The 23,523-nt window shown below is 46.6% G+C and carries 19 protein-coding genes; 2 read left to right on the forward strand and 17 right to left on the reverse strand.

The genetic code is table 11. The annotated features are described in order from the left end of the window. Window positions 1-84 precede the first annotated feature (84 nt). On the forward strand, window positions 85-1,575 hold the full coding sequence (locus ACYVD3_RS08735; protein ID WP_460642128.1) for a tagaturonate reductase: 1,491 nt from the start codon (window positions 85-87) through the stop codon (window positions 1,573-1,575). Between the two features lie 191 nt (window positions 1,576-1,766). Here ACYVD3_RS08735 and ACYVD3_RS08740 read toward each other — a convergent pair whose 3' ends face one another. The 6 genes from ACYVD3_RS08740 to ACYVD3_RS08765 all read right to left on the reverse strand — a co-directional run bounded on the left by ACYVD3_RS08740 (window position 1,767) and on the right by ACYVD3_RS08765 (window position 8,152). Further along, window positions 1,767-2,597, reverse strand: coding sequence for a sugar phosphate isomerase/epimerase family protein (locus tag ACYVD3_RS08740; RefSeq protein ID WP_460642129.1), 831 nt, complete (start codon window positions 2,595-2,597; stop codon window positions 1,767-1,769). A 13-nt stretch (window positions 2,598-2,610) separates the two neighbouring features. Further along, window positions 2,611-4,164, reverse strand: a complete 1,554-nt coding sequence (locus tag ACYVD3_RS08745) for a glycoside hydrolase family 28 protein (protein ID WP_460642130.1) — start codon at window positions 4,162-4,164, stop codon at window positions 2,611-2,613. A gap of 94 nt (window positions 4,165-4,258) precedes the next feature. Next, window positions 4,259-5,110, reverse strand: coding sequence for a carbohydrate ABC transporter permease (locus ACYVD3_RS08750; protein ID WP_460642131.1), 852 nt, complete (start codon window positions 5,108-5,110; stop codon window positions 4,259-4,261). Between the two features lie 5 nt (window positions 5,111-5,115). Further along, window positions 5,116-6,015, reverse strand: coding sequence for a carbohydrate ABC transporter permease (locus tag ACYVD3_RS08755; protein WP_460642132.1), 900 nt, complete (start codon window positions 6,013-6,015; stop codon window positions 5,116-5,118). Between the two features lie 5 nt (window positions 6,016-6,020). Continuing rightward, complete coding sequence (locus tag ACYVD3_RS08760; RefSeq protein ID WP_460642133.1) at window positions 6,021-6,680, reverse strand: transcriptional regulator; 660 nt, start codon at window positions 6,678-6,680, stop codon at window positions 6,021-6,023. A gap of 95 nt (window positions 6,681-6,775) precedes the next feature. Then, on the reverse strand, window positions 6,776-8,152 hold the full coding sequence (locus tag ACYVD3_RS08765) for an ABC transporter substrate-binding protein (RefSeq protein ID WP_460642134.1): 1,377 nt from the start codon (window positions 8,150-8,152) through the stop codon (window positions 6,776-6,778). Between the two features lie 232 nt (window positions 8,153-8,384). Here ACYVD3_RS08765 and ACYVD3_RS08770 point away from each other — a divergent pair, with 232 nt between their 5' ends. Next, window positions 8,385-9,251 (forward strand): AraC family transcriptional regulator, encoded by an 867-nt coding sequence (locus ACYVD3_RS08770; protein WP_460642135.1) that lies wholly within the window; start codon window positions 8,385-8,387, stop codon window positions 9,249-9,251. 82 nt (window positions 9,252-9,333) lie between these two features. Here ACYVD3_RS08770 and ACYVD3_RS08775 read toward each other — a convergent pair whose 3' ends face one another. The 11 genes from ACYVD3_RS08775 to ACYVD3_RS08825 form a co-directional block, all read right to left on the reverse strand. Then, complete coding sequence (locus tag ACYVD3_RS08775; protein ID WP_460642136.1) at window positions 9,334-10,470, reverse strand: glycoside hydrolase family 88/105 protein; 1,137 nt, start codon at window positions 10,468-10,470, stop codon at window positions 9,334-9,336. A gap of 248 nt (window positions 10,471-10,718) precedes the next feature. Beyond that, complete coding sequence (pfkA, locus tag ACYVD3_RS08780; protein ID WP_460642137.1) at window positions 10,719-11,693, reverse strand: 6-phosphofructokinase; 975 nt, start codon at window positions 11,691-11,693, stop codon at window positions 10,719-10,721. A 64-nt stretch (window positions 11,694-11,757) separates the two neighbouring features. After that, window positions 11,758-15,240: a DNA polymerase III subunit alpha gene (locus tag ACYVD3_RS08785; protein WP_460642138.1), complete on the reverse strand. Its 3,483-nt coding sequence runs from the start codon at window positions 15,238-15,240 to the stop codon at window positions 11,758-11,760. 191 nt (window positions 15,241-15,431) lie between these two features. Next, a complete protein-coding gene (locus ACYVD3_RS08790) occupies window positions 15,432-15,689 on the reverse strand; it encodes an HPr family phosphocarrier protein (protein WP_054791962.1) in 258 nt (85 codons plus the stop codon). Between the two features lie 29 nt (window positions 15,690-15,718). Next, complete coding sequence (whiA, locus tag ACYVD3_RS08795; RefSeq protein WP_460642139.1) at window positions 15,719-16,687, reverse strand: DNA-binding protein WhiA; 969 nt, start codon at window positions 16,685-16,687, stop codon at window positions 15,719-15,721. A gap of 2 nt (window positions 16,688-16,689) precedes the next feature. Further along, window positions 16,690-17,571: an RNase adapter RapZ gene (gene rapZ, locus ACYVD3_RS08800; RefSeq protein WP_460642140.1), complete on the reverse strand. Its 882-nt coding sequence runs from the start codon at window positions 17,569-17,571 to the stop codon at window positions 16,690-16,692. 19 nt (window positions 17,572-17,590) lie between these two features. Next, a complete protein-coding gene (murB, locus tag ACYVD3_RS08805; RefSeq protein ID WP_460642141.1) occupies window positions 17,591-18,502 on the reverse strand; it encodes a UDP-N-acetylmuramate dehydrogenase in 912 nt (303 codons plus the stop codon). A gap of 8 nt (window positions 18,503-18,510) precedes the next feature. Next, on the reverse strand, window positions 18,511-19,443 hold the full coding sequence (hprK, locus tag ACYVD3_RS08810) for an HPr(Ser) kinase/phosphatase (RefSeq protein ID WP_460642142.1): 933 nt from the start codon (window positions 19,441-19,443) through the stop codon (window positions 18,511-18,513). A 63-nt stretch (window positions 19,444-19,506) separates the two neighbouring features. Continuing rightward, window positions 19,507-21,378 carry an excinuclease ABC subunit UvrC gene (gene uvrC / locus ACYVD3_RS08815; RefSeq protein WP_460642143.1) on the reverse strand — a complete coding sequence of 624 codons (1,872 nt, stop codon included), beginning with the start codon at window positions 21,376-21,378 and terminating at the stop codon, window positions 19,507-19,509. 9 nt (window positions 21,379-21,387) lie between these two features. Then, the gene (locus ACYVD3_RS08820; protein WP_460642144.1) at window positions 21,388-21,954 is read right to left on the reverse strand and encodes a DUF1653 domain-containing protein; all 567 of its coding nucleotides are present in this window, start codon (window positions 21,952-21,954) and stop codon (window positions 21,388-21,390) included. A gap of 15 nt (window positions 21,955-21,969) precedes the next feature. After that, window positions 21,970-23,478, reverse strand: coding sequence for a putative glycoside hydrolase (locus ACYVD3_RS08825; protein WP_460642145.1), 1,509 nt, complete (start codon window positions 23,476-23,478; stop codon window positions 21,970-21,972). Window positions 23,479-23,523: the final 45 nt, after the last annotated feature.

Raw genomic sequence — 23,523 nt, forward strand, 5'->3', positions numbered from 1 at the left:
GTTTCCGCTTGCTGCGGGAAGGGATTTATACTTCCCGAAACATCATATATATGCATGCAATGAAGAAAAAAGGAGATAAATTCAATGGAAAAGTTATGTTATGAAACGCTGGAAAAGCTTGGATTTGACGGATACCTTTTAAAGGATGCCCCGGAGCGGGTACTGCAGTTCGGTGAAGGAAATTTCTTAAGGGCTTTTGTGGATTATTTTATCGACGTTCTCAATGAAAAAACCGGCTTCAACTCCAAGGTTGTCTTATGCCAGCCCATTGCACCAGGCCTGGGTGATATGATCAATGAACAGGAGGGACTTTATACCCTTTTCCTCCGTGGATTTGAAAACGGGCAGAAGGTAAATGACAAACGGGTGATCTCCTGTGTAAGCAGATGCTTAAATCCTTATACGGATTATGAGGCCGTATTGGCCTGTGCGGACAATCCTGATCTGCGTTTTATTGCCTGCAATACCACGGAAGCAGGCATTACCTACGATCCTTCCTGCCAGTTTACGGATGTTCCGGCCGACAGCTACCCGGGAAAACTGACCCAATTCCTTTACAGAAGATTTGAAAAGTTCGGTAAAGAAGCCGGCAAAGGCTTTGTCATCCTCTCTTGCGAGCTGATCGATAATAACGGAAAAGAACTGGAAAAATGCGTTTTAAAATATGCCCAGCAATGGAACCTGGGCGGGGAATTCATTGACTGGATCAAAGGAGAGAACATCTTCTGCTCCACCCTGGTAGACCGTATCGTCACCGGATATCCCAGAAATGAAGCTGCTGCCATCTGTGAAGAATTAGGCTATCAGGATAACATCATCAATACCGGTGAGGTCTTCGGCTTCTGGGTCATTGAAGGGCCGGAAAGCTTAAAGAAGGAACTTTTGTTTGAAGAAGCCGGCCTTCCAGTTATCATCTGTAACGACCATAAACCATATAAGCAGAGAAAGGTCCGCATTTTAAACGGCGCCCACACCTCCTTTGTATTAGGCGCTTACCTTTCCGGACAGGACATCGTCCGCAACTGTATGGATGATGAGGTGATCTGCGGCTTTATGAATAAGACCATTTACGATGAAATCATCCCTACACTGACCCTTCCAAAGGAGGAATTAATGAGTTTTGCAGCCTCTGTTACAGAGCGTTTCAAAAACCCATTTATTGATCATTCCCTGTTATCCATTTCCCTTAATTCCACCTCCAAGTGGAAAGCCCGGGTTATGCCTTCCCTTAAGAGCTATGTGGAAAAGACCGGCGCTCTTCCCAAGTGCATAACAGCCTCCTTTGCTTTCTACATCGCATTCTACACCGGAATGAACCTTACAGAGGATGGCCTTGTTGCAGCACGCCCCGCCGGTGATGAATACACGGTCAAGGATGATAAGCCGGTTCTTCAGTTCTTCTATGACCACAAGGATGACGATGCGGCTTCCCTTACCCACGCAGTCTGCACCAATGTTGATTTCTGGGACGAGGATTTAAGTGAAATCCCAGGCTTTGAAGAAGCCGTTGCAGGCCATTTAAAAGCCATCAAAGAAAAAGGCGCATATGAAGTCATGAAGGAATGCTTAAACTGATTTCCATGAGAATAAGGAGCCTGCTCTGGAGACTCCTGCACCAAACACGGAGGCTTCAACAGCCATGCTGCATTGACCCCAAGTGCTCATCCATAGCGAAGCGCTTTTAATTGGTAAAATGTAATTTCCAATAAAAAAAGAAACCGGAAATCCCAAACAAGGAACCGGTTTCTTTTTTTTCATATAGCTTTTCAATTGGTATAACTTTCAAGAAACTTTCTTGACCACTCTGCATTGTCCGGCCTGCTGTCCTCTATGGTCATCTGGATGTACGGTTTTTCCTTTTTCACAAAATCCAGGATCTCATCATACTTCATAACTCCGGTTCCCGGCGCGCCGGAAACCATGCGTCCATCTTCCACCGCAAAGTCTTTCATATGAAGAACATCCGTATACCCGCCTAAATCCTCAATGGCTTCCCTTATGACCTGCTCATAATGTTCACTGTTTTCTACCGACAATAGATTTACAGGGTCCAGGATAATCCTTAAATTAGGCGAATCAATGGCCTTAAGCACCTTCAGTGCCTGTTTGGAATCGTATACAATGTGGCTCCACACCGGTTCAATAGCCAGGATCACACCGAACTTTTCCGCACATTCCACAACAGGGCGTAGATTTGTGATCAATGTTTGAAGTGCTTCCGAACTGTGGCAGGCCGGTTCAAAGCAATATTCCGCATTGGGCGCGCCGGTCTCAGTTCCTACAACACTGCATCCTAAAACAGAAGCAAAACGGATATGGGCAAAATAACGCTCCTGGATTTTCTTAATTTCTGACCGGTCCGGATGAGCCAGGTTTAAATAGCAGCCCAGGACTGCAATATCCACATCATATTCTGCAAATTTCTTGCGCAAATACGTGGCATAGCCCGGAGTCAGGGCGGAATTCTCCACGGAATGATCCTTTACTGTCTTTGTCAGCGCCAGATGAGCACAGGTAAATCCCTGTTCATGGGCGATTTTCACCCGCTCCTCCAGGGTCCCGGGTGCCACATCGTGTAACCGGATTCCGATCTGCATAATAACTCCTCCTTTATCTCACTTCATAATGATTGATACTGCTCAGTTCAAAGGCTTCCCCTTCCTGGCCGGAAATTTTCACATGATCACAGATCAGGGTATCTACGTTGCTGATGAAAAATCCTCTTTTCCTCCACTCTCCCACTCCGGACAGCATGGCAGGCTCTCCTGCTTTTCCATTGTCTGCAAAGGAAATATCAACATTTTTAAATTCAATGCGCTCAATTTTCCTCTCCGGAAGCCCATAGAGGAAGGAAGCCGCCACATGGCAGTTTTCCGCCTTGATGTTGGTAAAGTACAGCCTCTTGATCTCCGGGGTCCGCTCATCTATTGTCAGGGCCTCCCGGCACTGGACATAATCGGATCTTCCGTCAGGATCACAGAAATAAAAGCTGTTTACAACAAATGGCGTCATGACATGATCCATATGAATATGGTCAAAATAAATATCAGAAAGCACCGAATCCTTTCCCCTGCCTCTTCTGGTCTTGATCCGAAGGCCCCTGTCCGTATTGCGGAAGAAGCAGCGCTCCACACGGATATTCTTGACGCCCGCTCCTACTTCGCTTCCAACGGTAACCGCTCCATGACCGTTTTCCATCAGGCACTGGCGGATCAGGATGTTTTCAGAAGGCGTCTTATACCTGCGTCCCATGTAGATTTTTCCGGACTTGACTGCAATGCAGTCATCGCCCAATGAAAAGTGCAGCCCCAGTATTTCCACGTCCTTGCAGGATTCCGGGTCCAGGCCATCGGTATTGGGAGAATCCGCCGGATTTTCAATATCCAGATCCAGAAATTTTAAGTCTTGGCTGAAATAGGGATGCAGCACCCAGGCAGGGCTGTTTTTTAAGGAAAAGCCCTGAAGGGCCACGTTTTTACATCTCTCTAAAAATACCATGCGGGGGCGGAATGCCACCTTCATCTGCCGGACATTGTCCCACCAGTTGTCAAAGGATGCCTGGCCATTGATCAGGCCGGGGCCATAGACCACCACATCCTCTACATTGATCCCGGTTATGATTCCTGCAAATATGGGAAGAGGATTCCCCTCCCAGGTACCAAGATTGTAATCCTCTTTTTCGTCATAACTTTCGATCATTCCGGGAAATCTGGGATATTTGTACCGGTCCGTATCTGCCAAAAGCTCCGCTCCCTCAGCCAGCTCAAGCCTTAAATGGCTCTTTAAAAACAGGCTGGTAATCCGGTACCTTCCCTTTGGAATCAGTACCCGGCTGCGGTCTGGACAAGCCATGATGGCCGCCTGGATAAAGGAAGTGTCATCCTGGACTCCATCGCCCCTGGCTCCCACACTCTTAACATTTAATGTTACAAATTCATAGTCGGTACGGAAACCGGTCTCCGCCTTTTCCCCATTTCTTTCTAAAGAGATATTATAATCCGTATCCGGCTTTAAGTCAAACAATGTAAATACGACCCGTTTCGTCTCTCCGAATTTTTTTCCATTTACCAGTATCTTTCCCGGTGTTTCAAATTCATAAATCTGTTCTGTTACCGTCTCCACAGTCACGGACCGTGCCGTTTTTAAAACAACCCTTAATTCCATTCTGATTCCTACCTCACCTGTAAAATTTCCCTCAAATAAATTTTTCCTATTGAAAAAGGGCGCAGCAATTGCATACTACGCCCGTTTTTTTTAGTTACCCCTTTACGCCTCCAGCCGCAATACCGTCAATAAAGGCTTCCTGAGCGCAGAAGAATACGATCAGGGAAGGAATGATGGAGATCAGGGACATTGCCAAAATCCGGTTCCACTGGAATCCGACATCACCGTCCATGGACATGCGCAAATAAATGGAATTCGTATATTTGGGCATATCGGAAACATAAATAAGCGGTCCCATAAAGTCGTTGGAAGTCCACATGAACTGAAACAGTGCAACAGATACCAGGGATGGCTTTAACATGGGAACAATCACATACCATAAGGTTTTCATGGAACTGCAGCCATCGATCTTGGCAGCTTCCTCCAACTCCTTTGGCACGCCTCTTAAAAACTGTATGAGCATGAATAAGAAATAGGTATCGCCTGCAAACAGGGAAGGAATCACCAGAGGCAGGTAGGAATTGGTCCAGCCCCATTTATTGAACATGATATACTGGGGCGCATTCAGCACTACCTGTGGCAGGAACAAGGTGGAAATCATAAGTGAGAAGAGAATTCCTTTTCCCTTGAATTCAAACCTGCCGAAACCATAAGCAGTAATCGTGGCAGATACCACTGTAAAAAGAACCTTTGGCCCGAGAATTTTATAGGTATTCAGCATGGATTTGATCAGATTGATCTTTCCGCCGTAATCTACGAATGCATTGGCATAGCCGTCAGACACAGGCTTTCTGGGCCAGAACCAGGCGCTGGTAAAAATCTCTGAATTTGTCTTAAAGGTAGCCCCCACCATCCAGATCAAGGGATAAACCATAATAAAGCCCACGGCAATCAGTAATGTATAACGGATGAATGTGCTGATTTTTCTTTTGGTCTCTCTCGTCATATCATCTACCTCCCGTCCTCATCTGAATAGTAAACCCATTTTTTCTGGCTTATAAATGCTACTGCCGTAAAGGTCATGACAATGAGGAACAGCATCCAGGCCTGTGCACTTGCCATACCCATTTTATGACGCAGGAATGCATTGTTGTAAATCAAAATTGAGATCAAAGTGGTAGCTCCGTCCGGTCCGCCCTTTGTTACAAGGAATGGTCCGTTGAATTCCTGGAATGCCTGGCATAGCTGTGTGATCAGGTTGTAGAAAATAACCGGAGTAATCAGGGGAACGGTGATCTTGAAAAACTGGGTCCACTTTCCCGCACCGTCAATGGAAGCTGCTTCGTACAGATCCTCGGAAACGCTCTTTAAGGCAGCAAGGAAAATGACCATGGCAGAACCAAACTGCCAGACTCTTAAAAGCACGATAACAGTCATTGCGCCTCCCCCGCTTGCCATCCAGTTGATCTTTTCAAATCCCAATACCACAAGGACTGCATTGATCAGGCCGTCAGTATTGAAGACGGCTCTCCACAAAATGGCGATGGCAATGGATCCCCCCAGAATAGAGGGGATATAATATGCGGTCCTGAAGAAATTAACTCCTTTAAGTTTGAAGTTCAGTATATATGCAATGAACAATGCGAACATCAGCTTTAAGGGAACATCAAAAATCGCATATTTAAATGTAACAAAAAACGCCTTTTTAATATCGGAATCTGTGAATATCTTATTATAATTCATCATACCTGTCTTTGTAATTCCGTTAAACAGGTCATAGTTCGTAAAGCTATAGTACAGTGAAGAGGCGAATGGATAAACTTTGAAAAGTATAAATCCAACCAGCCACGGTAAGACGAAAAAGAATCCTGCGTTATCTGCCAGGACCTTGCGAATGCCCTTTGACTTCATACTGCTTATACCCCCTGTTTTTTTAATATTGTATATTGCGCTTTTAACATTTCCTGCAAGCCTGCGCATGTATTTTTATCGTTGCCTTCGATGGTTTTCCATATAAGTTCCCCGAAACCGCCGTATTTTTCCCTTTGAAGAACTCCTGTATTACATGCCTTCAGGATGGAATAACCGATTTCCAGGGTTTCAGATGAATCCGGGAGTTCATTCATCTTCTCCTTAATCACAGACTTAAATAAATCCCTTAATTCCCTGTGATATTCATAGATTTCTTGTGACATCTGACCGACTGTTTCTATGAGAGCGACCAGACCGCTTCCTGTAAACGCCTCTTTCTCCCGAAACAAAGCGACGATCTCATTATAATGCTCTTTTCTTTTATACCTGGTTTCATATGCCGTCACAAAGGGCATAGCCTCCAGGGTCCGGTCATCCCGGCTGATGAGCTGCTCAATCTTCTGTCTGTATTTCTCATTACCTGTCTGATCCAAAGCAAAAAAACAGGCCAGGCCATCCTGTGCCGGCAGACCTTCTGACACCTCTTCCAGTCTGTCCAGACCGGCTGTTACAAAATCCTTATAGGCCTCTTCGCCGGTAGCCTCATACATCTGTATGGCACCCATGAGCCGGTACGGCTTCCATATCTCATTTCTCCATTCCATGATCTTTGCCTGCCCTTTTCTTTATGGGAGCCGCCATAAAGCTATGGCGGCTCATAGGAGTATGTATCAACTATTTAAACTGTCTGAATCTCTTATTAACTCTCAAGAGTCTCTGTAATTCCCTTGATCAGCTCTTTGGCTGCCTGTGTGGAATCGATTTCTCCTGTGCTTAACTTGCCGAACACTTTATAGTAAACACCATCCGGATTTGCTTTTAAGTCGTTGTGCTCAAACTTGGTGTCCAGACTGAATTTGCTGTAACCCATAACTTTTGTGTTAGCCTCAATGGTCAGAGAATCCCCGAGTTTGTTGTCTTCAAGAATCTTTAAGCCCTTGGTAGAACAGGGAATTCCTCTCTCTGTGGAACAGATCTTAACGCCTTCTTCATCATTTAACAGGAAATCGATGAGCATAGCTGCTTCCTTTGGATGCTTGGAGTTTCCGGCAACTGCAAATGCCATGGAAATCTTTGTGAAGCCTCCGTCATGATCACCCATCTTAACAAATTCTCCAACTACGAATTCCTGGCCTGACTTATTTACACTGCCTTCCAGGGCGCCTTTGAATTTGGAAGCAGAGGAATCCCACTCAAAGATGCCTGCATACTTGCCGTCAATCCATTTTGCATTTTTGTCAAGAGAATCGGCCATATCGCCCCGGAGAGTTGCCATGTCGGGAATAACATGCTTTGTTTCCAGCCCAGTCATGAAATCCATTCCGTCTTTCACTTCTTCTTCCGTATAGTTGACCTGGCCGCCTTCAACCCAGTTTTTACCGTACTTGGATTCCAGATAATAAACCATTAAAATCATACGGTCATATTCGCCAAGGACTAAGGGATACATATCAGGATCCTTAGCTTTGAAGGCTTCTCCTGCCGCATACAAAGAATCTAAGTCAGTAGGAATGTCACAGCCTACTTCTTCAAAAGCCGTCTTGTTCCAGTAGAACACACGTCCTGTTAAGGAAATGGGCACTGCCATTAATTTATTGTCAACCTTACACAGGTCAAGACTTTCCGGTGTAAACTGTTTTAAATCAAGAACATCTGAATAATCTTCCAGGTTGGCAAAGGCCTTTCCGCCCTGGCTGTAGGATTCGATCCAGTTCCAGTTGATCTGCATAACGTCTGCAGCATTTCCGCCTAAAATATTTAAGGACTGCTTCTCTTCCCAGCCGGTCCATGCGCCATACTCAGGAGTTACCTTGATGTTTGGATATTTGGCTTCAAATGCCTTAATGGCTTCTTCTGTTGCAGCATGTCTGCTGTCACCGCCCCACCAGGAAAACTTAAGCTCTACCGGCTCTCCTGAAGTAGCTGCACCCGCTGTTGTGGTCTCACCTGCCGCTGCTTTTGTCGTCTCTGCTGCTGAAGTTGTCTCACTGCTGCTCTTGCTTCCGCCACAGGCGCTTAAAGACACTGCCATAACAGTCGCTAACCCCATCGCCGCCCACTGTTTGATTTTTTTCATAGTTCTCTCTCCTTTTTCTTGTCCCTCATAAATGAGTTCTTAAAAGCAACGTGTAAGTATTTTCACTTTTTCTACATTTTTTTACATTTTTGCGTAAGCGCTTACACTGTGCTTTTTCCTTATTATAACATCCATTTCTTGATAATTCATTTCAAATTCAGCACAAAACATTGCAAATATTGACATCCTATGGTATAGTTTTAGTAAAAAATAGCTAAGGTGATTTCTATTTATGAAAGTACTTACTTCATTTTCGGAGGGAATTGAACAATGCATGACCTCCCAATATTTTTCCATTGTACATCTCCATAAGGATCCAGGAGTTTTAAGCATGCACGGCCACCTCTGCCATGAATTATATCTTTCCGTCAGCGGAGGCTGCACGTTTCTGATTGATGATACAAGTTACCGGATGGAACCGGGAAGCCTGTTCATGATCAACCAATATGAGAAACACCAGGTGCTGCAGATAGATCCCTCTATCCCCCATGAAAAGTTTGTCATATACATAGATCCTTCCTATTTAGAAAGCATTTCCACGCCCCAGACGGATTTAACCTACTGCTTTACTCACAGACCAAATAGATTTTCCCACCACATCGTTCTAAATCTGGGACAGCAGCGGCGTTTCAAATATTATTTTAATAAATTGGCCGTAGAAGAAGGATTCGGCCAGGATGTGGAGGAACGCTCTGCCTTTGCCGAGTTCATGGTTTTCATGACAAAATTGGCTACAGAAGCCCTCCTTGGATGGTCATCGGAACAGCAGGGACAGTATTTCAGCAGCAAAGTGACTGATATCATCACTTATATCCATCACAACATTGATTCTCAGTTGACCGTTGGAGACCTTGCGTCCCACTTTTATTTAAGCACCTCTTACCTTTGCAGGCTTTTCAAAAAAAGCACAGGCAGCACCATTAATTCCTATATCATTACCCGCCGCATCGAGCTGGCCCAGAGGCTGCTGTCAGGAGGCTACAGCGTCAATGAGGTTTACAGCATGTGTGGGTTTAACGATTACAGCAATTTTTTCAAAGCATTTACAAAAAAAGTGGGGATTTCACCGAAGAAATATGCGCAGAACAGCTTAAGCTAAAATGTTTTGGGGATTGCAGCCCGGTTATCCGGCGCCACAATCCCCATTTCGTTTCTTTTTTTATTGGTTATATCCTTTTGTCTTATTGATTATATGACCAGCCGGTTCTTCTCATTTCCGTATAAGCAAGAAGGAAAGGGCCTACTCCCTTGGCATCATCTTTTACAATAGGTTCGGACATGTAATAGTCGTAAGTTCCGTTTCGCCTGTCCTCGCCTCCAAGCCCTGCCACCAGGCAGATCCCTCCCAGGCTCATATTCCCCTCTTCCAGGTGAAGATAGGTATGGCAGATACCCTGGAAAGCCTTTTTGCCGTATCCGGCGTAGGCTTTTGGAAGATAGCCTAAACGGACTCCCTTTAAAATAGCATAGGAGAAAATGGCGCTTCCGCTGGTTTCCAGATAATTCCGGTCCATGCCGCCTAAGTTTACCACCTGATACCACATGCCGCTTTCATCCTGGTATTTTAACATGGAGTCTATCAGGTCACGGAACGCTGCTTCCATTTGCTTTAAGCTTTCCTCGTCTGACTTGTGGGATTTATCCATGGTATCCAGAAGGGCCATAGCGTACCAGCCTAAGGCTCTCAACCAGAAATTCTGGGATAATCCTGTCACCTTGTCGCACCAGAACATTTCTCTGGAGGAATCGTATGCATGGTAGTAAAGGCCGGTTTCCGTATCTCTCATAACCTTCACTACATTGGCAAACTGGCTGTAAATATCCCCGCAGTTCTTCTTATTATTAAACCGGGTTTCGTATTCCATATAAAATGGCTGGCACATGTACAGGCCGTCGAGCCAGACCTGGTTTGGATAAATATTCTTGTGCCAGAAGTTTCCCTCTTTCGTCCGAGGCATCTTCTCGATCTGGCTGTAAACCAGATCAATGGCTTTTCTGTATTTTTCCTTTCCCGTCAGATCGTAAAGCTCAAACAGGGTTTTCCCTGCATTGACATTATCGATGTTCCGTTCCTCCACATCATAGCCGTCAATGGACCCGTCCTCTCTCACTCTGTAATCCATAAACTTATCGGCAAAATCCAGATATTTAATATCCCCGGAAATGGCGTACATTTCTAAAATGGACTTGATCATACAGCCATCAATGTAATTCCAGCCGGCCGCCTCCCCATGAAGCAGCTTTTCAATGTTCCATACCGGACGGTCCGGTGTGCTCTTTTCCATCAGTTCATTGATATACCTTTCAATTATATCCATACGTTTCCTCTCCTTGCTTCCTGTACCTTTTTAAACCCTGAAACATTCCGTTCCACTGTGGTCAATCTCTACAAGCATAACCGGAAAAATGCCGGTTGTCAAATCCCCTTAAGGAAATCCTCTTGGATATCTTTAATCCGCCATGTCCGTTTTTCCCATTGATACCGTCTGCACAGTTTGCGGTGATAAAAAAATGACGAGAAGCAGCCGGGAATTCACTGAAATCCCGTTTGCTCTCGCCTATTTCCTTATCTCACAAGCATCTTGGAGATCTGAAACTGGTCTTCAGGAATATCCTTTGTCATGCTAAGGGCTTCCTGAATATCCAAATCCACGAATTCTCCATGCTTATATCCTATCACACGGTTGCTCTTTCCCTCACAGAGAAGTTCCACTGCCTTTGCGCCCATGATGGAAGCATAGACGCGGTCCTTACAGGTAGGCGCACCGCCCCTCTGCATATGGCCCAGTATGGTGGCTCTGGTCTCAATGCCTGTTGCCGCTTCAATCCTCTTAGCCATGGAGGAAGAATGGCCAATGCCCTCTGCATTGATGATGATGTGGTGCTTTTTGCCCCGCTTTCTGTTCTCAATGATACGGTTAATAAGGGCCTGCTCATCTCCGTCATAGCGCTCCGGCAAAAGAATATCTTCTGCACCGTTGGCAAAACCGCACCAAAGGGCAATATAGCCTGCATTACGTCCCATTACCTCAATGATGCTGCAGCGTTCATGGGAGGTAGATGTATCACGTACCTTATCAATGGCCTCCATGGCTGTGTTAACAGCCGTATCAAAGCCAATGGTATAATCAGTACAGGCAATATCTAAATCAATGGTTCCGGGAAGTCCGATGGTATTGATCCCAAGGGCAGAAAGCTTTCCTGCTCCCCGGAATGAACCGTCTCCTCCGATAACCACGATGCCGTCAATATTATGCTTTCTGCAGATCTCGGCGCCCTTTTTCTGCCCTTCGGCAGTGGTGAACTCCTGGCATCTGGCTGTATATAAAATGGTTCCGCCGCGGTGGATGATATCTGATACGCTGGTACTGTTCATATCAACGATTTCTTCCTGCAGAAGGCCTGCGTATCCCCTCATGATCCCCTTTACTTCCAATCCCTTATGGATTGCAGTCCTGACAATAGCACGGATCGCAGCATTCATACCTGGTGCATCGCCGCCGCTGGTTAATACACCGATGGTTTTCACTTGTTTTGCCATAGTAGCTTCCTCCTGATTCACGGATATCTATTTTGTAGGTTTCTCATTGCATACATGTTGTATTCTAATTCATTTTTCCAATCTTTTCAAGTTTTTTTTCTACGAGTCTGACATTTTTTTCACCAAGTTTTTTTACCAGGGCATCGATGAGGCTGCCTGCCGCATTTACGTTGCGGTTGGCCGGCAAAACCTTTCTGGCCCGCTCCTTTTCCAGATAGACGATAACCGAATCATCCCCTTCCGATTCCTTTAAATCATCTAAAATCTCCCTTTCCACTGCCATATAGGATTCCTTATCAGGGAATTTCAGCCACAGCTCCTTTGGCAGGGCGGAAAAGGGGATCACCCGCTCACAGATCAGCTTTCCTACGGGATCCTCTCCCACGGATACTCTTCCCTGTATAAATACCTTGGAATCTTCCACAAAAAGTTCCCTTTTGCTCTCATAATCCTTTGGGAATACGATCACTTCCACGGCTCCTGCCAGGTCCTCCAGGGTGATGAATGCCATCATTTTATTGTTTCTGGTCGTCTTTACGGTCTTTCCGGTAATCATGCCGCCAATGGTCACATAGGAACCATCGGAGACACCGGCCTTTCCTATTTCCTCGTCCACAACAAACTCTACGGTAGTTGCGGTAATATTATCCCTCCAGGTGGTTTCATAGGCTTCCATGGGGTGGCCGCTTAAGTAGATGCCAAGGGTCTCCTTCTCAAATGCCAGAAGGTCTTCCTTTAAAAATTCCCCCACATCAGGGAAGGTGATCTGAAAACGGGTCTTTTCTTCTTCCCCTGCAATATCAAACAAGGTCATCTGGCCTTCCATGGTATTCTTCCGTTCCTTGCTCCTCTGTTCCAAAAGCTCCGGTGCAGTCAGAAGCTTTTGTTTTCTTGTACCTGGAAGGGTATCTAAAGCTCCGGATTTTATGAAATTCTCCAGAGTCCTTTTGTTGACCTCCTTATTGCTCATCCGGTCAATGAAGTCTTCCAAATCGTGAAACATCCCGTTTTCTTCCCGTTCCGCCACAATAAGCTCCACCACGGATCTTCCCACACTCTTAATAGCAGACAAGCCATAGCGGATGGACCTTCCGGAAACGGAAAAGCCGCTTTCTCCTTCATTAATATCCGGAGGGAGGATGGGAATCCCCATCTGCCTGCAGCTTAAAATGTATTCCGATACCTTTGACGCATTATCCATGACCGAAGTGAGCAGGGCCGCCATGAATTCCTCAGGGTAATAATATTTCAGGAAAGCGGTCTGATAGGATACCACCGCATAAGCCGCCGCATGGGACTTGTTAAAGGCGTATTTGGCAAAATCGATCATCTCATCATAGATGTGGTTTGCCGTTTTTTCATCGATCCCATTGGAAATGCATCCGGTTACCTCTTCCTCTGGATTCCCATAGACAAAGTTCTTCCGTTCCTTTTCCATGACAGAGGTCTTCTTTTTTGACATGGCTCTCCGCACCAGGTCGCTGCGGCCCATGGTATATCCGGCCAGATCCCTTACGATCTGCATGACCTGCTCCTGGTACACGATACAGCCATAGGTAGGATTTAAAATGGGTTCTAACTGGACGCATTCATAGGTAATGGAATTCCGGTCATTCTTCCCCTTTAAATACTTGGGGATGAAGTCCATGGGACCGGGACGGTAAAGGGAAATTCCGGCAATGATATCTTCCAGGCATTCCGGCTTCAGCTCCTTCATAAAGCTCTTCATTCCGGAACTTTCCAACTGGAACACCCCGTCATCTCTTCCGGTGCCGATGGAATCCAGAACTGCCTTATCATTATAATCGATCCGGTCCATATCCAGACTTAAGCTCCTGTTTTTCTCTATGGCTTTCACCGCATTCTGGATGACCGTCAGAGTACGCAGCCCCAGGAAATCCATTTTTAAAAGCCCCAGCTCTTCCAGAGTGGTCATGGTGAACTGTGTGGTAATGGTTCCGTCGGCTGCCTTGGAAAGAGGAACATATTCATCTATGGAAGTCCGGCTGATCACCACCCCTGCCGCGTGCATGGAAGTATGTCTGGGCAGTCCTTCCAGACGCTTAGACATATCAATGAGGTACTTGACCTCAGGGTCCCCCTCGTAAGCGTTTCTTAAGTCCGGGCTTTGCTTTAAGGCTTTTTCAAGGGTCATGCCAAGATCTCCGGGAATCATCTTTGCTATGGCGTCACACCTGGCATAAGGCATGTCCAGCACCCTTCCCACATCTCTTACCACACCTTTGGCCGCCAGGGTACCAAAGGTCACGATCTGGACCACCTGGTCCTTGCCGTATTTTTGGACTACATAGTCAATGACCTCCTGACGCCGTTCAAAGCAGAAATCCACGTCAATATCAGGCATGGAAATTCGCTCCGGATTTAAGAACCGCTCAAACAGCAGGTTATAGGGGATGGGATCGATGTTCGTAATACCCAGGCAGTAGGATACGATGCTCCCGGCCGCAGAACCCCTGCCAGGCCCCACGATGATGTCCTTTGATCTGGCATAATGGATAAAATCCCAAACAATGAGGAAATAGTCCACATATCCCATGGTGTGAATGACATCCAGCTCATAGTCAAGCCTTTCCTTTAATGTTCCGTCATCCTGGGGATAATGGTGCTCAAAGCCCTCCAGACAAAGCTTGTTTAAATACGACCCGGAATCATACCCTTCCGGCACATCGTATTTAGGCAGCTTGGTCACGCCAAACTCAATCTCCACATTGCAGCGCTCTGCAATCCTGTGGGTATTGTCGATGGCTTCTCCTGCATAGGAGAAAAGCTCCCGCATCTCTTCCTCTGACTTACAGTAATACTGTCCGCCCTCATAGCGCATGCGGTTTTCATCTGCCACCTTTTTTCCCGTCTGGATGCACAGCAAGAGGTCATGGGGAGTGGCATCCTCTGCATAGGTATAATGAATATCATTGGTGGCCACCAGTTCGATCCCGGTTTCATGGCTCATCCGCAGAAGACCCTGGTTTACCGTATTCTGTGCCGGTATCCCATGATCCTGAAGCTCTAAGAAGAAGTTCCCCTTCCCGAAAATATCCTGGTAGCGAAGAGCGGCTTCCCTGCCCTTCTCATACAGGCCGCGGCTGACCATCCTCTGCACCTCTCCTGCCAGACAGGCGCTTAATGCAATGATCCCTTCGCTGTATTCCTTTAATACCTCATAATCCACTCTTGGTTTATAATAAAACCCTTCCACAAACCCTTTTGAGACGATCTTCATCAGGTTCTGGTATCCCTGGTTATTTTCAGCCAATAAGACCAGATGATAATACCGGTCCTCGCCGCCAACGGTTTCCCTGTCAAACCTGGATCCGGAGGTCACATATACCTCGCATCCGATGACAGGCTTTATTCCCACCTCTCTGGCCGCCCGGTAAAAATCGATGACGCCGTACATCACGCCATGGTCTGTGATGGCCATGCTGTCCATTCCAAGCTCCTTTGCTCTGGACACAAGCTCTTTTATCTTGCAGGAGCCGTCCAACAGGCTGTACTCCGTATGGACGTGTAAATGTGTAAATGCCATTTGTCCGAGTCTCCTTTTATCCTTGTTACTGCCATTTTATTATAGGTCAGCACTGCTCATTGCCTTCTTGAACAGTATACCATAAAGAAACATACCGGAAAACCTTTTGTACTTAATTTCATAAGAACGTATAAGAGGCGGAGCCTCCAATGTCAGAGCCTCCGCCTCGAAAACACAGTATTTTTCACATATCATTCATGATTACTTAAGTATTTTTCGATTTCGGCAACCGCCTGTTCCTCATCCGTGCCATCCGCAGTGATCGTAATCTGTTCTCCCGCTGCAAGTCCCAGAGTCATCATACCCATAATGCTCTTGGCATTTACTCTCTTGGACTCGATTTCAACATAAATGTTACTTTCATACTGACTGGCAACTTGAACCAGCATAGCAACTGGTCTTGCCTCTAAGCCTGATGCAAGTTCAACGGTGACTGTTTTTCTTACCATAATTATCCTCCTCATTCCTATGAACGGATCTATTCCATCCCGCTGCTCACGCCTGTCCCGCGCAGCCGCCCTGCCAGGTCGCAAAGCTTTCTAAGTCGGTGGTTCACTCCTGATTTGCCTACAGGAGGGTCCAGAGCTTCTCCAAGCTCTTTTAATGTTGCTTCCGGCCTTTCCAATCGTTCCCTGGCAATTTCACATAGATTGTCCGGTAGATTATCAAGTCCAATTGTATCTCTGATATATGTTATATCTTCTATCTGCTTTACCGCAGCTGATACCGTTTTATTAATATTGGCAGTTTCACAGTTGACCTGTCGGTTCACACTGTTCCGCATGTCCTTTAAAATCCTGATGTTCTCAAGCTCCATCAAAGCCACCGGTGCTTCCATAACATTCAGGATATCCACAATCTGGCTTCCTTCTTTTATATATGCCACAAAATAGCGCTTCCTCTTCACAATTTTTGCTTCAAGATCAAAGGTTGCGATAATGGATTTTAGCTGTTCCGCCTTTGCCTCTGTGGCACATACGATTTCAAAATGGTAGAATTTCTCAGGATCGCTTAAAGACCCGGAGGAGAGAAATGCACCTCGGATAAATGCTCTCCTGCAGCAGGACTGCTGGATGACCACATTCCGGACAAGGTTTAAGTTTTCCCCAATTTCTCCGTTTTCATCAAGAAGCTTTGTGGCATGTAAAACCCGGATCGCTTCTTCATGCTCCCGAATGGTCACCGCATAAGTACGGTTTTTATTTAAATAAGCATTTCTTCTAATTGACACATCAGTATTTATATTAAATGTTTTTTTCAATAATGTAAAGTACTTTCTTGCAACTGCCACATTTTCCGTATTTATTTTAATCCTGTAGCGGTCGTCTTCCGATATGATTATTTTTCCGCAGAGGCTTATGATAGCAGCCATCTCTGCGATCTGACAATGCCTTGCCGGACTGATTTGTCTGGAAAGCTCTTCTTTTAATTTGGAAGAAAATGACATATCTAGACCATCCTTTTCCGTATATTATCCTTGTCGATGTCCCGATGCTCCATCTTTAACCCAAATTCTTCCCTGGACTTAAACCTGTCATAAACGGACCTGGCAATGGTGACCGACCGGTGCTTGCCTCCTGTACAGCCTATGGCAATCACCAACTGGTTTTTTCCCTCCAGCACATAATTGGGAACTAAAAATTCCAGCATATCGTATAGCTTGTCTAAAAACAGGGCAGCGGTCCCATGCTGCATCACATAGTCCCGCACTTCTTTTTCTTCTCCGGTTTTAGGCCGCAGGTCCTCTAAATAGTAAGGATTAGGCAGGAACCTTACATCAAATACCAGATCCGCATCCGATGGAATCCCATACTTGAACCCAAAGGAAAGGATTGTGATAAATAAATTCCGGTAGGATTCCCGGTTCACAAATATTTTTTCCAGTTCCTGCCTCAGTTCCTTTGTAAGCAGGCGGCTGGTATCGATGATATAATCTGCTTCTTCCTTTAAAAAGGCCAGTTTCACCCGTTCTTTTTCAATACCGCTGTCGATCCTGCCTCCTGCCGCCAGGGGATGGGCCCTTCTGGTTTCCTTATAGCGCTTGATCAGGGTTTCATCTCCCGCATCCAGGAAAAGGATTTCAAAGGGCATTCGTTTTCTTGACCACTCATCAAAAATCCTGTTTAAAACTGATAAATCTTCTCCGCTGCGGATATCGATTCCCAAAGCTGCGTTCCGGATCCCCGCCTGATTGCTTAAGGTCAGCTCCGCAAACGTTTCAATCAAGGGAATGGGAAGATTATCCACACAATAAAATCCCATATCCTCCAGCATTTTAAGAGCCTGGGTCTTACCTGCACCTGACATGCCTGTTATAATTACAAGCCTCACATTATTCTCCTTTGCACCGTTAAAACTTCCCCAGTGTCTTTACCTCCATCTCAAGGGCCACTCCGGAATTTTTAAATACCCTTTTTTTCACCTCTTCACACAGGTTTCTGATATCAGCCGCAGTGGCATGATCTTTGTTAATGACAAATCCGCAGTGCTTCTCCGAAACCTGGGCTCCGCCCAGGGCAAATCCCCTTAAACCGGCCTCCTCTATGAGCTTTCCGGCAAAATGCCCTTCCGGCCTTTTAAAGGTGCTTCCAGCGCTTGGATATTCCAATGGCTGCTTTTCCTTTCTCCTTCGTGCCAGTTCATCCATCCGGTTCTTGATGGAAACCTCATCCCCATCTCTTAAGCGGATCCTGGCTTCCAGCACAACATACTGCTTTGGTATAATGCAACTGGTCCGGTATCCCAGGGAAAGCTGGTCAACGGGTATTTCCTGTACTTCTCCCCGGATTGTCAAAACTTTGACAGACTTAAGAACCTCCTTCATCTCCGAACCATAGGCTCCGGCGTTCATCACCACGGCTCCCCCAAGGGTGCCAGGTATCCCGGCTGCAAATTCCAACCCGGTCAATGACGCCTTATATGCTTCCTGTGCGATCCGTTTCAGGGACGCTCCGGCTCCGGCCATCACGATCCCCGTCTCCTTATCCACTTCACAACGGTTAAAGCTTTCCATGGAAATGACCACTCCGTCAAAGCCTTCATCCCCAACCAGAAGATTGCTCCCATTGCCCAGTATGAAAAAAGGAACCTCTTCCTCACGGCAGAGAGCCATAACCCCACAAAGCTCTATCTCATCTGCCGGAATCACAAAGCAGGCGGCAGGGCCGCCCACCCGGAACGAGGTATGCTTTCGCATCTCTTCCCCAACTTTTATATGGTCCTTATCGGCTGCACCAAGAAGTTTTTCATAAAATCCAGTCATCAGACACCTCAATCATCCTGTTTTCTTGAAAGGTTTGCCTGGACGCGGTTGTATAATTCCTGAGCCGCGTTGTACCCCATCTTCTTTTGTCTGTAATTGACAGCAGCAGATTCAACGATAATGGCCAGATTACGTCCAGGACGTACCGGAATGGAATGGCATACCACCCGGTTTCCTAAAAATTCCGTATACTGGTCTTCAATTCCCATTCTATCGTATTCCTTATCCCTATCCCAGTCCTCCAGCTTGATCACCATATCAATGGCCTGGGTGTCCTTTACACTCTCCACACCAAAGAGAGTCTTAACATCAATAATGCCGATGCCTCTTAATTCAATAAAATGCCTGGTAATTTCCGGGGCGCTTCCAATGATCGTCTCATCACTTACCTTGCGGATTTCCACCACATCATCGGTCACAAGACGGTGGCCTCTTTTAATAAGCTCCAGGGCCGCCTCGCTTTTTCCGATGCCGCTCTCTCCCATAATCAGTACACCTTCACCGAATACGTCAACCAAAACCCCGTGAATGCTGATGCAGGGCGCCAGCTTCACTTTAAGCCAGCGGATGACCTCGGCCATAAGATCAGAAGTTGTCTTATCCGATACAAGGCACGGCACGCCGTAATGATTGCAAAACGCCAGCATATCTTCATCAGGAGCCTGGCTCCGGCTGTATACCAGGCATGGGATCTGGCTGGATAAAAGCTTGCCGTACATCTCAAGCTTTCTTTCATGATTCATCTGATTAATGTATTCCTGCTCCACATAACCAATGATCTGCACCCGTTCGTTGTCAAAGTGATCAAAAAATCCTGCCAACTGCAAAGCCGGACGGTTGACATCCGGATGACTGAGCACAATCTTTTCCGCATCAATCTCCGGAGTCATATTCTTGAAATTCATCTTTTTAATCAAATCTGTAATGGCTACTCCATGCATGGCGAACGCTCCTTTTTTCCATCTGTTTTTTTCATACTAACACAGATTTTGTATTTTGAAAAGCTATATGTGGAAGAACTCGAAAACGCTCTTTGCCGCCAGGGCATTCATACCAGGGGTTTGGGAAAGCTCCTCTAAGGTAGCTTCCTTTATGGCCTCAAGCCCCTTAAACCGGCGCATCAGAGCCTTTCTTCTGTTCGGGCCGATGCCGGGAATGTCATCAAGAATGGACTTCACCTGGCCCTTGCTCCTTAGGCTTCTGTGATATTCAATGGCAAACCGGTGGGCCTCATCCTGGATCCTGGTAATCAGCTTAAAGCCTTCGGAATGCCTGTCAATGGGGATCTCCACGTTGTTATAGTAAAGCCCTCTGGTCCGGTGGTTATCATCCTTTACCATACCGCAGACGGGAATGGAAATATCCAGCTCCTTTAAAGCCTTCAGGGCAATGTTTACCTGGCCCCGGCCTCCATCCATCATGATTAAATCCGGGAAACGGGTAAAGCTTCCAAACTCCTCATCCACGCCCTTTTCCTTAAGGCTTTCCGCTTCCTTAAGACCATGGGAAAACCGTCTTGTGAGAACCTCGTTCATGGAGGCGTAATCATTGGCCCCCTTGACCCATTTGATCTTAAATTTCCTGTAATCATTCCGCTTGGGCTTCCCGTCTTCGTAGACGATCATGGATCCCACAGACTCAAAGCCGCTTATGTTGGAAATATCAAAGGCCTCGATCCTCTTTATGCCGGAAAGTCCAAGCCAGCCGCCCACCTCATTCATGGCGCCGATGGTGCGAAGCTCCTCACGCTTTATCTTTTCCTTATCCTGGGACAGCACCAGTGCGGCATTTTTTTCCGCCAGCTCCACCAGACGTTCCTTCTGGCCTTTCCGCGGAACCACGATCCTCACCTTCTGCCCCCGTTTTCCAGAAAGCCATTCCCCTATGACGCCTTCATCCTCAAGACCGGTCTGTACCCACAGTTCCTTTGGAATAAAAGGAGTTCCTGCATAAAACTGTTTTACAAAGCTGGTCAGGATCTGGCTGTTGTCTTCTGCCGTTGCTATGGTTATGTGGAAATGCTCCCGGCCGATGAGCCTGCCTTCCCGGACAAAGAATACGGAAGCCACCGCATCCCTTTCATCCTTTGCCATTGCAATAATATCCCGGTCTTCCATGCCGCTGTCCGTGATCTTCTGCTTCTGGGAGATCTGCTTTACGCTGTTTAACAGATCCCGGCACTCAATGGCCTTTTCATAATCCATCTCTTCTGATGCAGCCTGCATATTTTCTTCCAGCATTTTAATGACAGGAGCATATTTTCCGCCTAAAAACTCCAGGGCCCTGTTAATGGATTTCCCGTATTCTTCCTTACTGATATAATCCTGGCAGGGGGCGGAACACTGCTTGATATGGTAATTTAAGCAGGGGCGTTCCTTTCCGATGTCTCTTGGCAAGTTCCGGTTGCAGGTCCTGATCTGGTAAAGCTTATGGATCATTTCAATGGTATCCTTTACCGCTCCTGCGCTGGTATATGGCCCGAAATACTTACTTTTATCCTTTTTCATATCCCTGGAAAACAAAATCCTGGGATAGTCCTCATACACCGTTACCTTGATATAGGGATAGGTCTTATCATCCTTTAGCATGGTATTGTAGCGGGGACGGTGTTCCTTAATGAGATTGCATTCCAGTACAAGGGCTTCCAGCTCGGAGTCTGTTATAATGTATTCAAACCGGGCGATCCTGGACACCATTTGTTCGATTTTTGCCGTCTTATTTCTGCTGCTTTGAAAGTACTGCCTGACCCTGTTTTTTAAGCTGATCGCTTTTCCTACATAGATGATTTCGTCCCGCTCATCGTGCATGAGGTACACGCCAGGCTGGGACGGTAGTTTTTTTAATTCTTCTTCTATATTAAATGACCTGTGGTCCACTGAAACAAATCACCTCAATCTTGCTCCCTCGTATTTTTTCTGCAGTTCCAGATACCTCTTCACCGCATAATATTTTTCCTCTGGTTCTGAATCCGGCCTTCCAATTTCCATGATCTCGCAGATAGCCAGAAGCTCTTCCGCGGAAAAACGGTCCTTCCGTTCTTCAAGAACCTCCAACTTCTCATGATACGTCCCAGCGTCAAGAAATGCAAGGAGATTTTTATTCTCGTGAAGGCGGCCGGCCGGAGGCAAGCTCTCTTGACTTTGGCTGCTGCCCGCAGGATTTTCCTCTTCCTTTTTTTCCGGCTTCTCCGTACAGGCTTCCTTTTCAGGCTGCAGGGATCCCATATCCACCTTTTCAAACCTGTATTCCTGGGTTACCTCCGGATACTTCTCCTTGTCCACTTCGCTGATGAACATGGACAGCGGGCGGGCATAGATCCCAAAGGATCCGTACAGAGCCTGATATACCACCATCTCTTCCCCTGTTTCCGAATGAACTGCAACGGCTATCACCTGGTACATCCTGTCTTTAAAATGCCGGTAAAAATCTCCTGGCCTGGGCGTTCTTTCCATGGCTTCCCTCACTTCCTAATCTCTTGAGCCGCCTGTGGTCACTATGACTACATCAGGCTTGGTTCTGGGCTTCTTTTTATTATCAGTTTTTGTCTCCGGCTGGGTTTCTGCCTCTGCTGTACTTTCCTCAAGGCTCTTTTTTGCTTTCTCTTCTTTTCCTTCCGTCTGAACCGCAGTCCCTGTCCCGGACTGCAGCTCCTTTGTTTCGGACTGCGGCTCCGTTATCCCGGACTGCGACTCCTTTGTTTCGGAGGAGGCCCCAGAAGATGTTTCCTCTGTTTCTCTTATGCAGGCAATCTTCTCGGCTTCCTCTTTGGCCGCCGCAGAGGTCAGGAGGCCATCCCAGGTATACCGGTTGGATGCGCTCCAAAGGATCCACTCATCATAGCCCGCATCATACACCGCCTGGATCTGTGCCCGGATCTCCTTCGCTCCGTAAGGAATATGGTGTTCCAGATAGGAAGCAGTGAAATCCTGGAGCCAGGGGCGGACAATGGCCTGAGGCCTTCCTTCTTCCCTTGCGGATTCCAGATCCTGCTTTGACAGCTTTAAAGCCGCACGGATGGTGCGGTAAGGCTCCGTATCCGGATGATCAATGCCAAAGTTTCCGTCCCCATAATGGGAAGGGTAGATCATGGGGCAGATATAATCCAAGTGGCTGGCCATCTCATGATAGATCTGCCCCACTGCCTCCGCATCAACCCTGCTTCCGATGATGGTTCCAAACACATCTGCAGAAACAAAAATATTTTGAGAAGACAGCTTTTCATAAGCATATTGGACGAATTCCGTAATGATGTCTGTTTTGGAACGGCCCCTGGTATCTGCCTCGTTAAACGCCACCTGTTTCATGGAGCTGTCCGTAGAAAACCGGATGTAGTCAAACTGGATTTCATCAAACCCGGCCTTGGAGGCTTCTGTCCCCACCTCCACTAAGTAGTCCCAAACCTCTGTCCGGTAAGGGTTCACCCAGGCCAGTCCCCTGTTATCCCTGTACAGGCTTCCATCCTTGTTCTTAAGTCCCCACTCCGGCTTTTTTTCTGCCAGATAAGGATCCCTAAATGCCACCACCCGGGCAATGGTATAAAGCCCCCTGGCCTTTAACTGGGCCATCAGGCTGTCAATATCCTTGATGTACTTTTCTGTGGCACCGATCTCATTCACCGTAGGCGCGTCCTCCATGACAAAGGTGATCTTGCCGTCGTCGTTCTTCACATCAATGACGACCGTATTGATCTCCGTGCCCTGGATCTTGTCCAAAATCGCCTGAAGCCCTTCAGAGCCGGCCATATAGCCGGAGATATAGATTCCCTTTACCTTTACCGGCTTTTTTCCCGGCTCAGCGGAAGCTTCCATGGGAAGCTGACCAGCATCTTCCTCTGTGCTCTGTTCGGATTCATCTGTACTCTGGTGAGATTCTTTTGTTCTGTTGTCTGTCTCTGAAGGTTGGGGAATTCCCTTATACCTGCTGCATCCGGAGGCCACCAATGAGAATGCAATCACTGTCAAAAGCCATCTTTTCATAATACTCCTGTTCACTTTCTTTATGGTTTCAGGTGTTTATTGTAA

The organism is Lacrimispora brassicae, from assembly GCF_054772055.1.

Bases quoted from the DNA above. Each gene is read 5' to 3' on its own strand.
- ACYVD3_RS08770 (WP_460642135.1), top strand. From the start codon at position 8,385: ATGAAAGTACTTACTTCATTTTCGGAGGGAATTGAACAATGCATGACC.
- ACYVD3_RS08765 (WP_460642134.1), bottom strand. From the start codon at position 8,152: ATGAAAAAAATCAAACAGTGGGCGGCGATGGGGTTAGCGACTGTTATG.
- ACYVD3_RS08775 (WP_460642136.1), bottom strand. From the start codon at position 10,470: ATGGATATAATTGAAAGGTATATCAATGAACTGATGGAAAAGAGCACA.
- ACYVD3_RS08790 (WP_054791962.1), bottom strand. From the start codon at position 15,689: ATGGTAAGAAAAACAGTCACCGTTGAACTTGCATCAGGCTTAGAGGCA.
- ACYVD3_RS08750 (WP_460642131.1), bottom strand. From the start codon at position 5,110: ATGACGAGAGAGACCAAAAGAAAAATCAGCACATTCATCCGTTATACA.
- pfkA (WP_460642137.1), bottom strand. From the start codon at position 11,693: ATGGCAAAACAAGTGAAAACCATCGGTGTATTAACCAGCGGCGGCGAT.
- hprK (WP_460642142.1), bottom strand. From the start codon at position 19,443: ATGCATGGAGTAGCCATTACAGATTTGATTAAAAAGATGAATTTCAAG.
- ACYVD3_RS08735 (WP_460642128.1), top strand. From the start codon at position 85: ATGGAAAAGTTATGTTATGAAACGCTGGAAAAGCTTGGATTTGACGGA.
- ACYVD3_RS08755 (WP_460642132.1), bottom strand. From the start codon at position 6,015: ATGAAGTCAAAGGGCATTCGCAAGGTCCTGGCAGATAACGCAGGATTC.
- ACYVD3_RS08825 (WP_460642145.1), bottom strand. From the start codon at position 23,478: ATGAAAAGATGGCTTTTGACAGTGATTGCATTCTCATTGGTGGCCTCC.
- ACYVD3_RS08740 (WP_460642129.1), bottom strand. From the start codon at position 2,597: ATGCAGATCGGAATCCGGTTACACGATGTGGCACCCGGGACCCTGGAG.
- ACYVD3_RS08745 (WP_460642130.1), bottom strand. From the start codon at position 4,164: ATGGAATTAAGGGTTGTTTTAAAAACGGCACGGTCCGTGACTGTGGAG.
- ACYVD3_RS08820 (WP_460642144.1), bottom strand. From the start codon at position 21,954: ATGGAAAGAACGCCCAGGCCAGGAGATTTTTACCGGCATTTTAAAGAC.
- whiA (WP_460642139.1), bottom strand. From the start codon at position 16,687: ATGTCATTTTCTTCCAAATTAAAAGAAGAGCTTTCCAGACAAATCAGT.
- ACYVD3_RS08760 (WP_460642133.1), bottom strand. From the start codon at position 6,680: ATGGAATGGAGAAATGAGATATGGAAGCCGTACCGGCTCATGGGTGCC.
- murB (WP_460642141.1), bottom strand. From the start codon at position 18,502: ATGACTGGATTTTATGAAAAACTTCTTGGTGCAGCCGATAAGGACCAT.
- ACYVD3_RS08785 (WP_460642138.1), bottom strand. From the start codon at position 15,240: ATGGCATTTACACATTTACACGTCCATACGGAGTACAGCCTGTTGGAC.